At 70.3% G+C, this 13,603-nt stretch carries 12 protein-coding genes; 6 read left to right on the top strand and 6 right to left on the bottom strand.

The annotated features are described in order from the left end of the window. Positions 1-161: 161 nt before the first annotated feature. Complete coding sequence (locus WMF11_RS08520) at positions 162-1,667, bottom strand: trypsin-like peptidase domain-containing protein (RefSeq protein ID WP_437977103.1); 1,506 nt, start codon at positions 1,665-1,667, stop codon at positions 162-164. Between the two features lie 368 nt (positions 1,668-2,035). Here WMF11_RS08520 and WMF11_RS08515 point away from each other — a divergent pair, with 368 nt between their 5' ends. From WMF11_RS08515 to WMF11_RS08500, 4 genes are all read left to right on the top strand, one after another. Further along, positions 2,036-2,617, top strand: a complete 582-nt coding sequence (locus tag WMF11_RS08515; protein WP_437977102.1) for an NADPH-dependent FMN reductase — start codon at positions 2,036-2,038, stop codon at positions 2,615-2,617. A gap of 258 nt (positions 2,618-2,875) precedes the next feature. After that, positions 2,876-3,460 carry a hypothetical protein gene (locus WMF11_RS08510; protein WP_437977101.1) on the top strand — a complete coding sequence of 195 codons (585 nt, stop codon included), beginning with the start codon at positions 2,876-2,878 and terminating at the stop codon, positions 3,458-3,460. Between the two features lie 655 nt (positions 3,461-4,115). Next, positions 4,116-4,334: a hypothetical protein gene (locus WMF11_RS08505; RefSeq protein ID WP_437907956.1), complete on the top strand. Its 219-nt coding sequence runs from the start codon at positions 4,116-4,118 to the stop codon at positions 4,332-4,334. Between the two features lie 117 nt (positions 4,335-4,451). Continuing rightward, positions 4,452-5,555 (top strand): poly(ethylene terephthalate) hydrolase family protein, encoded by a 1,104-nt coding sequence (locus WMF11_RS08500; RefSeq protein ID WP_437977100.1) that lies wholly within the window; start codon positions 4,452-4,454, stop codon positions 5,553-5,555. Positions 5,556-5,743: 188 nt separating this feature from the next. Here WMF11_RS08500 and WMF11_RS08495 read toward each other — a convergent pair whose 3' ends face one another. The 3 genes from WMF11_RS08495 to WMF11_RS08485 form a co-directional block, all read right to left on the bottom strand. Then, a complete protein-coding gene (locus tag WMF11_RS08495; protein WP_437977099.1) occupies positions 5,744-7,285 on the bottom strand; it encodes a spermidine synthase in 1,542 nt (513 codons plus the stop codon). After that, positions 7,282-7,878, bottom strand: a complete 597-nt coding sequence (locus tag WMF11_RS08490; RefSeq protein WP_437977098.1) for a hypothetical protein — start codon at positions 7,876-7,878, stop codon at positions 7,282-7,284. The genes WMF11_RS08495 and WMF11_RS08490 overlap by 4 nt, the downstream gene beginning before the upstream one ends. 95 nt (positions 7,879-7,973) lie before the next feature. Next, entirely contained in the window at positions 7,974-8,186 is a 213-nt protein-coding gene (locus WMF11_RS08485) for a hypothetical protein (RefSeq protein WP_437979433.1), read from the bottom strand. Here WMF11_RS08485 and WMF11_RS08480 point away from each other — a divergent pair. Together WMF11_RS08480 and WMF11_RS08475 are read left to right on the top strand one after the other, a co-directional pair. Beyond that, positions 8,088-8,633 (top strand): glutathione S-transferase N-terminal domain-containing protein, encoded by a 546-nt coding sequence (locus tag WMF11_RS08480; RefSeq protein ID WP_437979293.1) that lies wholly within the window; start codon positions 8,088-8,090, stop codon positions 8,631-8,633. The genes WMF11_RS08485 and WMF11_RS08480 overlap by 99 nt on opposite strands. 138 nt (positions 8,634-8,771) lie before the next feature. Beyond that, positions 8,772-9,422, top strand: a complete 651-nt coding sequence (locus WMF11_RS08475; protein WP_437977097.1) for a glutathione S-transferase family protein — start codon at positions 8,772-8,774, stop codon at positions 9,420-9,422. Positions 9,423-9,575: 153 nt separating this feature from the next. Here WMF11_RS08475 and WMF11_RS08470 read toward each other — a convergent pair whose 3' ends face one another. Continuing rightward, complete coding sequence (locus tag WMF11_RS08470) at positions 9,576-11,087, bottom strand: serine/threonine-protein kinase (RefSeq protein WP_437977096.1); 1,512 nt, start codon at positions 11,085-11,087, stop codon at positions 9,576-9,578. After that, positions 11,084-13,567 (bottom strand): FecR domain-containing protein, encoded by a 2,484-nt coding sequence (locus tag WMF11_RS08465; protein ID WP_437977095.1) that lies wholly within the window; start codon positions 13,565-13,567, stop codon positions 11,084-11,086. The genes WMF11_RS08470 and WMF11_RS08465 overlap by 4 nt, the downstream gene beginning before the upstream one ends. Between the last annotated feature and the right edge of the window lie 36 nt (positions 13,568-13,603).

Below are 13,603 nucleotides of genomic sequence, written 5' to 3'. Positions count from 1 at the left end.
CGGCCACCGGCGAGGACGTGTTCCTCTTCCCTCCTCCGCACCTCGGCCGGCTGCCCATCCTCGCCGCCCGGTCACCCGCGCGTCCGCCGCTGGCGCCGGAGTCCCTCGGCCAGGAGCTCGCGCTCGCAGAGCTCGAACGCCGCGACCCTTGGCCGAGGCGGTCAGTTGGCGGGCGGGATGAAGAGGCCCGGGCAGGGCTCGTCGCCGAAGACCCTGGAGCCGAGCCGGTACATCGTGATCTTCGGGTTCGGCGCCCAGTTCCAGCTGCCCCCGGCGTGGGAGTAATCGTTCGACTGGTTGAACGCCTGCCAGCTCGACGCGTGGAACGCGATGTTGAACCGGTCGGTGGTGGACGAGGGATCGACCGAGAGGAACGGCAAGCGCACGTCGAGGTAATGCGTCGCGCCCGCGCAGCCGCCCCCGGGCACCTCGTGGAAGCTCATCTCGAGCTCGCTCGAGCAACCCCAGCACGTCGCCTCGAGCGAGCCGGGCGGCTCCTGGCTGAAGTAGTACCGCACGGTCGAGCCCGCGAGGTACACGCTCTCGCTCCCCGTGTTGCGCACCTGGATCCCGGGCGTCACCCAGCTCGGCTGCGGCGCGTGGGAGTCGTACAGCACCTCCAGCTGGCAGTCCGCCGGGCACGACGTGGTGCTCTCGCCGCTGCTGCAGATGCCGTCGCCGCAGGAGCAGTCGCTCGCGCACGACGCCGGGCTCTCGAGCGGGCCGCAGGCGCCGTCGCCGCAGGAGCACAGGTCCGAGGCCGTGCGCTCGCACATGGCCTGGATGGCCCGGAAGGCATAGGTCACGTCCTCGCCGCGGCAAGCGTCGTCGGCGCAGGTGAACGGACGCACGCAGTCGCCGTCCTGCACGAAGTCGCGCTCGCCGCGCACCAGGATGCCCACGAGCTCCTTCGTATTCAGATCGAACACCCCGGACCCGGAGTTGCCCACGAACGTGTCCAGGTTGCCGACGAAGAAGTCGAGGCTCGGCGCGTTGCTCCGGATCGCCGCCCCGTCGGCCAGCTTGAGCGGCAACCCGCGGGGGAAGCCGTGCACGACGAGCGGCGTGCCGATCGCCAGGGGATCGCTCGACACGCGCACCGCGGCGGGCGTCCGCCCCACGACCGGCCGATCGAGCCGCACGACCGTGTAGTCCGCGCCCCGCCGGTCCTGGTAATAGCTGACGAAATTCACGCAGCTGTAGACGTCATCGCTCGTGATCTGGCCGAGCTGGCCGGACGGCGTCATCGCATAATCGAAGACGAAGCGGCTATTATTGCAGTTGTTGATGCAGTGCGCGGCCGTGAGCACCAGGTCGTCGTCGATCAGCGTCCCGCTGCAGTCGGCGAGCGCCGGCTGGGACGCGAAGCGCTCGTCGAGGCACACGCCGTCGCGCCCCGCCCAGGTGGGCCCGGCGATCTGGATGTCGTTCGGGTCCGAGTCGTCGACGGCCGACGCGGGGACGAGCGCCACGGTGAAGTCGAGCGCCCGCGCGGCCCAGGCGGGATCCGCGTACGTGAAGGGATCCTCGCGGTCATCCTGGCCATAGATGACCTCGGAGCGGGCCTCGCCGGCGGCCTCCTCCCCGGCGGGCGCGGGCGCCGCGCACCCCGCGGCGGCCCCCACGGACAACAAGCCAGCAGCAATGATGAAGTGGTTCGCTCTCATGACAAGCTCCCAAGTGTTCGAGGCAGAGCGAGGATCACCGCGCGGGCCCGATGACGACGTGTCGATGCCTGGCCGGCGTCGAGCAAGGATCTGACGCCCGACAGGCGAGGACCCCCGAGTGGCACGCTCTTCCCGTTCTCAGCGAGGGGGATCTACTTCCTCGCGAGGCGCGCACCAATTCATATGCGCCATGGACCTCATGCACACGCTGCATCGAGCCGGCGCGGCCCGGGGCGCGAGCGCCCGCGGGGGCGCGCCCCTGACGACGCATTGACCATTGTCCAATGGATTGGCGCCGCCTCCAGCAGGCGGACATCCCGGGCTTACCCTCGTCGCATCGGGAGAACGTCCTCCTGGGGAGCGCCACAATGAAGGTAGCCATCTTGACCGGCAGCGTGAGGAGCGGGAGACAGTCGCACAAGATCGCCCATCACCTGGAGCGGAAGCTCCGGGAGCGGGGCGCCGAGGCCGATCGGATCGATCTGGCGGAGACGCCGTTGCCGATCCTGGAGGACCGGTCGGGTCGTCCCCCGCAGCTCCAGGCGACGGTTCAGGGGCTGAGCGCGCGCCTCCGCGGGGCGGACGCGCTCGTGTTCGTGACGCCGGAATACCACGGGAGCTTCTCGGGCGTGCTGAAGAACGCCCTCGATTATTTCTGGGAGGAGTTCAACAAGAAGCCGATCGGCGTGGTCGCGGTCTCCGCGGGGAAGCTCGGGGGCATCAACGCCTCGACGCAGCTCCAGCACGTGATCCTGAGCCTCGGAGCATTCCCCCTGCCCCTCAAGCTGCTCGTCCCGGAGGTCCAGAGCGTCTTCGACGAGTCGCTCCAGCTCAGGAGCGAGCAGGTCGCGAAGGCGGCCGACAGGTTCCTCGACGAGTACCTGTGGTTCGCTCAGGCCATCGTCCAGGCGAAGCAGGCCGGCGAGATGTCCCGGCCCCTGGTCGCATGAGATCGTCCTCCTACATCGACCTCCACGTCCACGCCGACGACAGGAGCGCGAACGCGCGTGCGGGCAAGCGGGCGAGCGACATGGGAACATGGGAAACTGACGGCCTGACGCGTCCAAGCCTGAGGCTCACGAACATCGCGTGGCTCGCCGTCGAGGCAGCCAGGGCTCCGGCTCTCGGGAGCAGGGCGTCTTGCGGTGTCGCGCGATGTTCGATATCGTCGGTCGTCGGCGGAAAGAGCGCCTCAACCACCATCGGATATGGCTCAATACCTTTCTCCACATCCCGGGCTCGAGGGCTCCGGGAGCGCCTTCGCGTCGGTCGCCGCAGCTCTCGGGGCGCACGGAGACATCGGGAAGAAGGTGCTCTCGACGCTGGGCGTGTCTGAGCTGGTCGCGGGCGAGTGGTACCCTCTTCAGATGCTCCTCGACCTGCTGAAGGGCGTGGCCCGGGCGACCGGGGACCATACGCTGCTCGCCATCGGGAAGGCGCTCGTGGATCACGCCGTGTGGCCGGTCATGCCGCCGACCCTGGTGGACGCCCTCCTGATGATCGACGTGGCATACCACATGAATCACAGGCTTGACGGAGAGGTGATGTTCGATCCGGCGACCGGCGTCATGCAGGAGGGGATCGGCCACTATCGCTGTCATCCGGAGAAGCACCAGATCATCATGGTCTGCGATACGCCTTATCCCTCGGAGCTCGATCGTGGGGTCCTGCTCGGCACGGCGCGGCGAGCGGCGTCGCGCGGGGTCAGGCCGCGCGTCGACGTCGTGCTCGACGAGTCCCGCCCGTCGCGGAAACGCGGCGCCGACTCCTGCACCTACCGCGTCACATGGTGAACCTGGGATGTTGATCATCGGCGGGCAGCGCACCTCGACCCTTCGCTGATCATCGAGGCCCGCACGAGCAGCGCGCGTCTCCTTCGTGGCTCCGCGCGCAGCGGGCAGCAGAGCCTCCGCCTCGTCGCGTCGCCTCGTTGGCCGGGCGCGGTCGACCTCGAGACCTCCGGCGGGCAGGAACTCCAAGCGCCTTTGCGGATGTCAAGAAATTTTAGCCTCTCCCGCCTCCGGGTCGGTCGAGTGGACATGATCTGCCCTGTGAATCTCGCCCATGTAATAATCCAATAAAATTAACATGTCAGCTGACTTGCTGTGAGCGAAATCACCACCGTGAGCTACCGTCGAGATGTCCCCGCGCGCCAGCTGCGCCGCACGCCCTCCGAACGCGGCGCTCCGAACGAGCCCTGACCCGGCGCGGCGCCTCGAGGGAGGCCCGCCCGCCTCGTCCTCCCTCGGCATCGAGCACAGCCGCGGCCGGTCGATTGGAATTGACATCGGGAATGTGAACGTTCACTTTCCCTCCTCGAGGGGCATCCTTTTGCTTCGACGATCGACGGCGTGCCGCCTGGGTCCGTGGGCGCCTGAAGACCCGTGTACACGTGCCCCGTCAGCACCGCGGGAGGATCGCAAGGTCAGATAAACATCGAATTGTTCCATGACACCGGCCGATGGCGTGCACGACCTTTGCCTGCGGTTCGCGGGGAACCGGTCCCATCGGCTGTTCAACCTGGACCATTTCGACTTCAAGCTGGGTATTCTGCCGTCGGCTCAGGCAGCCCTGCGCTCGCCCCGCGTCGTGATTGCATCTCGCAACCTCGCCCGGCCGGCGCCGGGCCGGGCGCTGCCGCATCCGGGCTGTGATAAAGATTTATAGCGTGGGTCGAGTCGAGGGCGACGCCTCGGGGGCACACCAGGCTACCAGCGACTCGAACCGCGGAGAGACGCGAATGGAGTCCATTTCTTCGATCGCTCGAGGGAATACGGTGTTGTTATGAAAAATAGATCGAGTTTGGCTTTCACCTTGGCCGCGCTGGGCATGATCGTCGGCGCTTGCGGCGGCTCGAATGACGACGGCGACGTTGGGGGGAGCGGCGGAGCCCCTGCGGGCGCTGGAGGGAGCGTGAGCGGCTCGGGCGGCGCGCAGGCGAGCACCACCGGAGGGCCTCTGCCTTCGGGCTCGAGTAGCTCGCAGAGCACGGCCGGAGGATCTGACGCCTCCGGCTCGGCCACGAGCGGAGGAGCGCCTGCCGGCGGCGGCGGGGAGACGTCTGGCGGGAACGGAGGCTCGGGCGGCGACGGCGGCGGCGGCGGCGGCCAGGTCAATCGGCCCGAAGTGGTGCTGGCGGGTGACAACGTGAACGCTAACGGACCGCTCGAGACGACGGTTCAGGACCTCTCGTTCAGCGGCGGTGGCCACATTCTCGTCAGGCCGACGACGCTCACCACCGAGCCCAACAAGAAGCACCCGGTGGCCATTTGGGGTCCGGGCGGAGGTACCCCTCCTCGCGACTACCTACAGCTGCTGACGCGCATGGCCTCGCACGGCTTCGTCCTCGTCGGTATTCGAGAGTCGACGGGCGACGCCGTGCTCATGTCGGCGGCGATCGATTGGCTGGAGGCTCAGGACGCCGATAAGAACAGCCCCATGTACGGCCGCTTGATCCTCGACCGCGTTGGTGTGTTCGGGCACTCGATGGGCGGGCTGTCGTCGGAAGCGGCTGCTCAAACCGATAAGCGCGTCTCCACCGCGTTGCTCGACAACAGCGGCTCCTTCGAGCACAACGCCCTCGTCAATCTCAAGATCCCTGTCGGCATCATCTACGGTGAAACGGGTCAAGAGGCGCCCAACGCCGAGGGTGACTTCAACAACCCCGGCAACAAGGGGCCAGTCTGGCTCGGCAAGATGAAGGGCGGTGGTCACGGCTCGGGGCCTTGGGACGGCGCCGGAGCGAACGTTGCTTGGATGCGTTGGCACCTCGGCGGGGAGAACTCCCGCAAGGACGCGTTCCTCAAAGACGGTGGCGACTACAACAACAAGGGCGTGTGGCAGACTCAGTCCAAGAATTGGAACGAGTGGAAGAACTGGAACGAGTGACAGGCGGTACACCGAGCAGACCTTCGTGCTCGGCAGCATCACCTTTCAGGAGGGGCTCGTGACATGAGCCCGGCTGGCTGCGTCTGGCGCGCCCTGTTCTTCGAGGATGTCGCAACCTAGTACTACAGCCGCGGTTAGGGAGCCCGGGCGCGGGCGCGCGGCCGGGCTCCCTAACCGCGGCTGTAGTACTAGGGGTACGTGCCGAACGCCCACCATTCGGTCGCCATGTTGTCGTCGGTGATGATCGGGTCGTCCTGCGTCCGCAGCAGGATCGACTCCCGGTCTTCCCAGGTGGGCCCGCCGCGCCAGTCCTGTTCTTTCAGCAGATCGAGCTGCGCGGCGCCGATGCCGGCGGGCAGCACGGGACGGCCGTCGATACGCCAGGCGTCGAGCTTCCTCTCGAAGCGTGCGCGGTCGATGGCAATCGGACCGTCGCTCACGATCAGCATGTTCTGGTAGCGGAGGGCGTGGGGGAATACGGTCGCCCCGGTCTTCTGAGCCGCGGTGGACATCGTGGTGTTGTAGTAGAGCGCACCCCCCAGCTTCAGGTGCCGGCGGCACAGATCCATCATCTCTCGGGAGAGCAACATCGAGGCATACGAGCGCCAGTACACGATCGTGTTCTCGACGATGACGTCGAAGCGCCGCGAGGTCCGCCCCAGGTAGCGCCGGCCATCGTCGATGAGGAGCTCCACCTTGGGGTTGTCCAGCGCGCTCGCGACGACAGGCGCGCGCCGCGCCGCCTCGACGAACCCGGGGTTGATCTCGACCACGGTGAGGTGCTCGACGTCGGGGTCGTTCGCCAGCACCTGAAGCCAGGAGCCGGACCCGAGGCCGATCATGAGGATGTCGCGCGGCCGGGGATGGAACGCGGACACCAGATAGGCCCGCAGCACCCGGTTCTCGTCCTTTTCGGGCAGCGGGCTGACGTTGGTAATGCCCTCGTAGGATCCGCCGCCGTACACCGCGCCCGACCGGGAGACCGTGACGATACCTTCGCGACGCTCGATGACGTGGGCGAAGCGACCGTGTTCGCGGTGTTCCTCCCCGTAAAGGAGCTTCTCGTAGAGGTCGCCGTAGAGCGTTGGCGCCGACCCCACGAAGGACGCGATGGCGACGGCCAGGATGGCGCCGCTGAACGCGCGCGAGCGCGCCGTCGTCGACGCGGAGAGCATGAGCATCACGCCGATCGCGGCGCCCGCGATCGCGAGGGCCACGTTCAGCTCGCGCAGAGTCAAGACATCCAGCAGCACGAGGCCGGTGACCAGGCTGCCCAGCGTCGAGCCCACGATGTTGCCGACATAGACGTAGGAAAGCCGCGCGCCGGCCAGCTCGTCCGCGGAGATCCCGAAGTGGCACAGGAGCGGGAACCCCGCGCCGAGGCAGGCGCTGGCGAGCGCGAAGACAGGCAGCGTCGAAGCCGGCTCCACACCGCGGCCGACGAGGTGGGCGACGGCGGGGGCCACGAGGAAGGCCGCGAGCGCCCCGGCGAAGATCACCCCGCCTACCCGGTAGAGCTGTCCGGAGCGCTGCGCCGCCGCGCTCCGGCAGTAGCGACCGGCGAGGAGCGATCCGCCGGCCAGACCGGCGAGGTAGGCCGCGAGCAGAAAGCCGAAGGCGTCCGGAGCGCCTTCGGTCGTGAAGCCGTAGACCCGGACCCAGAGGACCTCGTGCGAGAGCGCGAGATAACCGCCGAGCGTGGCGACGAGGACGGCAACGAGGAGCCTCATGGCTCGCCGCGACGCCCCCGGCGCAGAACCATCACGAGCACACCGAGAAATACGTTGAGCGCCGCGGCGACCTCCGCTGTGGCCCGGAGGCCCAGCCCGCCCAGCAGGTAGCGCGCCGCCAGAAAGGCACCGAACGCAGCGCCCAGCGTGTTGGTGAAGTACAGGGTACCTAGCGAGCGACCGACGTTGCGCGATCGCGACGTGGCGTGCGCGACCAGGAGGGGAAGTGTGGCTCCCATCAGCATGACCGGGAGCGCCACGAGCAGGAAGGCCGCCCCACCCGTCGCGACATGACCCATGCCGTGCGTGACCTCTGCGACGAGGGCGAAGAGGTGAAGGCTGAGGGCGCCGTAGAGGCCTATCCCGAGCTCGGAGAGCGCAAACAGCGTCACCGCAGCTCGCGGGTACCGGCGCGAAAGCGCCCCACCCGCGAGGCTCCCGAGGCCGAGACCAAGCATGAACGCGGTGACGACGATCGTGACCGACAGGATGTCGATGCCATAGATCGCGTAGAGCGCGCGCTGCCAGACGACCTGATACACCAGCGCTGCGGAGCCCGAGAGGAAGAACACCGGGAAGAGCCAGGGCTCCATGGCTTGTGCCTTCGGCTGCTCACCGGCCGGCGGGCGAGCTTGGTCGAGAGGGTCTGCGAAGGCATGCTTGCGGCCCTCGGGGCGAATCCGGGGGATCAGGTGGCCATGATGCCCTCACAGATCGGCCTGGCAAGCGCATTCTTCGGTGCCCGGAGCACCAGCGGGGGTCTCGCTTCACCCGCGCCCCGCAGGCTGTGATTACCATGAAACTGTACGATTTCGCGTTTCCTCCCAACTGCCGCAAGGTCCGCGCCGTCGCCTATGAGCTCGGCGTCTCGTTCGAGCCGGTCCACGTCGACCTGTTTCAACGAGCTCCCTCAGAAGCGCAGGCCCAGATCGAGCGCTGCCGTCGCGTAGACGTTGCTCTCGTCGACGGGCTCGTGAAACTGCGCAGAGCTGCCCCCCGGCAGATCCTCGATGTGGGACGCGAGCTGGAAGGCGTAACCGGCGCCCGCGCTGCCGTCGACGTAGAAGCTGCCGAAAGGCAAGCGGTACCCCACCTCGATGTGCGGCACGCCGTAGAACGAGCGCGTCACCATGCGCTCCGCGGCGTGCTCGACATTGCTGCCCAGGAGCTCGACCGCGACGCCGAGCCGAGCACCGCGCGATCGGGTTCGTCGCGCGGCGTCCTCATCCGTCGCTACGCCGTTGTGCTCGTCGGACATGAAGCAGAAGGGGATGCGATCTGTGCGACGGTAGCCCGCGCAAAGCCATTCCGATCTGTCAAGATTTTTCTGCCAACGACCGGCGATTGACACGACGTACAAAAAGTACGATCCACTGACCCGCCCATAAAAACCAACAGATCCAACGAGTGCACTCGGCCGTGCAATACTGCTCACACCACGTTGAGGGGCATTCCCAGCCGACCGAACCAGGAAAGGCTTGCTGCGATGAGCGAACTGACCATCTGGACCTACGACTGGGTGCCTGAAGGCCCTCGTGGTTTTGTGCGTGACCTGAGGCTGAGATGGGCGTGCGAGGAAGCCGGCCTCATCTACGTGGTCAAGACGATCCCGTTCGATGGTCGCGAGACCAATCATCTCGCGCGCCAGCCGTTTGGCCAAGCTCCGTTCCTGACCGACGGAGAGCTGGAGATATTCGAAAGCGGCGCGGGGCTGCTGCATCTGGCCCGGAAAAGCGACAAGCTGATGCCGCCTGATCCGGCCGGAGAGGCGGAAACATTGCAATGGACGATCGCCGCGCTCAACTCGATCGAGATGGTCACCGTACCATGGTGGTTCCTGGAAATATGCGGCGATGAGGACAATCAACTCGCCGGATGGATGGGCAAGCGCCTCGACCAGCTCGAAAAGGTACTGAGCGAGCGAGAGTGGCTCGCGGCCGGCCGCTTCACCGTCGCAGACCTGCTGATGGCGGATGTGCTACGGGTCCCGAAGGTTCGCGCTTTCGGCGATCGGCCGGCGACCGAGGCCTATGTAACCCGTGTGACGGATCGTCCCTCATTCAAGAAAGCCCAGGCCGACCAGATTCGTCTTTTCGAAGCGGCCGACGAGAAGAGAACAGAAAAAGGGGCCAACTGACGAGCGGCTTCGCCTCTGCCCTTCACGCACCGCGCTCGAGCCGTTCGCGCCCGGTCGTGTGAACGAGCTGAGCCCCCGGGTCGCCGCGTCTCCGACCGGCGACAGAGCGCGGAGTCGGCAAAGGTGCCAAGGAACGCGGCGCGGCGAGGGTGACTAGCGCCCCCGGCGCACCACCCGCGCGATCTTGCGAGACAGCGCGTCCGGCGCGACCGGATAACGCGCCACGTCCGCGGCGCCCGCCGCCACGAGCGCGTTCATCCGGTCCGAGGAGAGCCCGGACGCACACACGACGGCGCGCACGCCGGGCGCCGAGCGGCCGAGCGCCTCCAGCAGCGCGCACGCGCCTTCCACGTCGGCGCCGGCGTCGATCACCGCCACGCCCAGCCCCGCATCGAGCAGCGCGGCGGCGTCCGGCACCTCGGCGAGGTGGATCCCCTGCGCGTCGAGCCCGATCTCGCACGCCTCGCTGAGCCCCTGCCCCGCCGGCGCGAGCCGGAGCAGCGCGACCGTGCGCTCCGGCACGGGCGCGAGCTCCGCCGTCTCGCCGTCCGGCCAGGCCTGCGCCCGCTCCGCCCGGTCGCCGCGCGGCGCGTCCGCCTTGCGCGCGGGCAGCCGCCGCGCCTCGGCCTCCCGCGACATCGCCTCGTCGAGCCGCGACCGCGCCGCCGCGGCGCTCTCCGGCCGCTTCTCGGGCAGCTTCGCCAGCAGATCCAGCCGGAGCCGCTCCAGGAGCGGCGGGACCGGCGGAGCCCCCGGCGGCCGGCGCAGCGGCGGCGGGATCGAGAACATGTGCATCGCCATGAGCTCCACCGCGGGGAGGCCGACGAACGGCGGCGTTCCCTGCAACAGCGCCGTCAGGATGCAGCCGCACGCGTACAGATCGGTGCTCGGGCCCACCGCGAGCGAGCGGCACTGCTCCGGGCTCATGTACTCCGGCGTGCCCGCGACCATGTCCTGCGAGGTGAGCGTCGGCCCGGCGTCGAGCGGGTCGTCGAGGTGCGCCAGCCCGAAGTCGACGACCTTGGCGATGCGCTCGCCGTCCTGCTCGGCGAGCAGCACGTTCTCCGGCTTCAGGTCGCGGTGGACGATGCCGCTCGCGTGCGCGGCGCCCACGCCGTCGAGGATGTCCGCGAACAGGGCCGCGACCTCCGCGAGCGGCAGCAGCTCGCGCGACGCCCGGAGCAGCGCGCCGAGCGACTGCCCCTTGAGCAGCTCCATCACGAGGTAGATCGAGCCGTCGCCGTCGTCCTCGTCGCCCCCGAGGTCGAGCACCTTGACCACGTTCCGGTGCACGAGCCGCGACGCGGCGCGCGCCTCGCGGAAGAACCTCCGCCGGCTCTCCGGGAGCATCGCGACGTGCGGGTGCATCGTCTTCACCGCGACCGGAACGCCGAGGAGCACGTGCTCCGCCTCGTAGACCTCCCCCATCCCGCCCGCGCCGAGCAACCGCACGAGGTTGTACTTCCCGCCGAGGACCCGCCCGGCGCGCGCCCGCTGCGCCGCGCCCGCGCCGGGCTCCTCCGAGGGGAGCGTCTCCGCGGCCGCGAAGCGGTCGGCGCGCGGTCGAGGCGCCGGCGCCCGCCCGTCCGTCGCCCGCTGGCCCTTCAGCACGGTGCGGTCGGGGTCCCCGTCCGGCGGCGGGCGCTCGCCGTCGCCCGCGCTCACGGCGACGCCTCGCGGAAGCCCACCGCGATCTGCGCCGTCACCGGGCCCTCGCCCTCGTCGCGCCACGGGCTCACCCGCACCGACAGCGCCCCGAAGAGCGCGCCGCCCGCCTCCACGCCCGCCGACAGCCCCCCGAGCACGTCGTCCGCCCTGACCTCCCGGTCGACGAGGTGCAGATCCAGCGCGCCGTGCAGCCGCAGCCACGGCGCCGGATCCGCCGTCGCCCCCGCCAGCAGGAAGCCCTGCACGGCCGGCGTGGCCGGCTCGCCGCCCGCCGTCGCGCCCTCCCCCCCCGCCGCGCCGCCGCCCGCGCCGACAGCCGCGCCGTCGCCCGAGGCGCGGATGCGGGCCCCGGCGTCGGCCACCCAGGTGAACCGGCCCGCGGCGCCGCCGAGCGCGATCCCGGGCTCGATGCGGAGCGGCGGGCTCCCGTCGGCCATGGGCACGCCCAGGCGGAGCGTGGGGCCGAGCTCGAGCTCCGAGCGCCCGAGGCGCAGGACGCGCGCGCGCGCGCCGAACCAGCCGGTGCTGCCCACGCCCGCGCCATCCCCCTCGCCGGCCGGGTTCGAGCGGAGCGCGACGTCGAGGCCCAGCGGGCCGATCGCGCCGCTCGCGCGCACCTGCCCCGCGGCGACCCAGCCGCCCCCGGAGCGCGCCGCGGCCGCGCCGACGGCGGCGACCGAGGGCGGCGTCGGCGCGAGCCAGAGCCCGTCGGCCACCCCGGACATCGGCAGGAGCGGGAGGTACGCGCCCAGCACGGGCGCGGCCGGGGGCGCGGGCGGAGGCGCGGCGCGCGGCGCCTCGGGCGCGGCGGGCAGCTCGGCGTCGCTCGTCCCGATCACGCCGCCGCGGCCGTCGGCGACGTCGAGCCGGACGCGCAGCGGCTCGCCGGGGCGCAGCGCCTCCCGGGGCAGCGGGATCCGCGCCGTCAGGGCGCCGCCGCGATCGCCGCCGGCGAGCGCGACGGAGCGCACCCCCCCCGGCAGGTGGGCGAAGAGCCGCGGCGCCACCCGCCGCGCGACGTCGACCCCGGCGAGCCCCTCCAGCTCGACCCGGGCCTCGATCGCCGGCCCGCCCGGCCCGCCCGACCCGCCCGGCGCCGGCGTCACCTCGCGCGCGGCCGAGACCACCGCGCCCACCTTCGTGTACCGGACCGGGAGCGACGTCGCCGCGTCGTGCCCCCGCTCCGCCGCCGCGCTGCCCCGCTCGCGCAGCCGGAGCGCGCGCGGCGCGCGCTGGAGCAGATCGATGCGCTCGGGGACGGGGCCGAACGGGCCGTCGTCGAGCGAGAGCTCGAGCGCGGGAGACGGCGTGAGCTCGATGATCCCGTAGGGGTTCGCGGTGATCTCCTGCGCCGCCGGGACGACGCCCCCGGCGGCCCGCGCGGCGACGAGGTGGAACCTGCGCACCGCGCCCACCCCCAGGTACTCCTCGCGATCGACGACCCGGACCCGGAGGAAATAGGCGCCCGCCGGCATCTTCTCCGCGCGGAACGACAGCACGTCCGGCTTCACCTCCTCGCGGGCGATGAGATCGTTGAACTCCGGGTCGCGCGCGATCTCGACGCGGTAGCCGGCCGCGGCCGGCGCCGGCTTCCACGACGCCGACAGGACGCCGAGCCCCTCCGGGGCGAGCGCGATCTGCGCGGCGTCCGCGGTCGTCCATTCGACCGGCGCCGGCAGCGGGCGCGGACGCGCGGGCGGCGCTCTGCCCACGAACCGGGTGCCGTGGTCCTTCGGGACCACGACGGAGAGGCCGCCCGACGTGACGCCCGCCTTGCCGTCGAACACCGCGACCGTCGTCCGCTCCCCGCGCCGCTGCACCACCGTGTCCCGCGACGACGCGCTCACGCGGCCGCCCCCGCTCGCGGCGACCTCGACCGACTGTCCCCGCAGCGCGGCGAGCGCCGCCTTCACCTCGCCGTCCGCGAGCTCGACGGCCGCGGGCGGCGTCTTCGATACCCGCGCTCGGCTCGCCGTGCCGTAGATGACGACGAGCGTATTCGGCGCGAGGAGCACCCGAGTCCGATCCACAAACTCGATATCTGCCCTCCCCTCATCCAGCGTGTTGACGCTCGAGTTCGTGAGCAGGGGCATCCCCTGAGCCGCGGGCGACCAGGCGCCGCCGGCCGGGCGCGCGCGCACGTCCGGGTGCATCGACCGGAGCTTCGCGTCGGGGATCGACGTCACCTCGGCCGGGAGGACCAGCGTGAGCCCCTCGGCGAGCGTCGTGCCCGGGCCGCAGGCGACGCGGTTGTACCGCTGGATCAGCGCTGCATGCTTGGACGAGCCGTAGAGGACCGCCGCGATGTCGTCGCAGGTCTCTCCCGCCTGCACGCCCCATTGAATGACCGCCTCCGGATATCCGGGCGTCGGCTCTCTGGCGCTCGCCGAGCCGACGTATCCAGCGTGGATCGCAGCGTGGGTGGCGCAGCCGAGGAGCACCGAGATAGCGACGGACTGGCCATTTGACGGTGCCACGGCAGCGGCACGCTACCGGATCGAGATCGGCGTTGC

The sequence above is a fragment of the Sorangium sp. So ce295 genome (assembly GCF_051527405.1).
In the GTDB taxonomy this organism is placed as follows: Bacteria; Myxococcota_A; Polyangia; order Polyangiales; family Polyangiaceae; genus Sorangium; species Sorangium cellulosum_B.
This window is presented reverse-complemented; position numbering and strand designations above follow the sequence as displayed.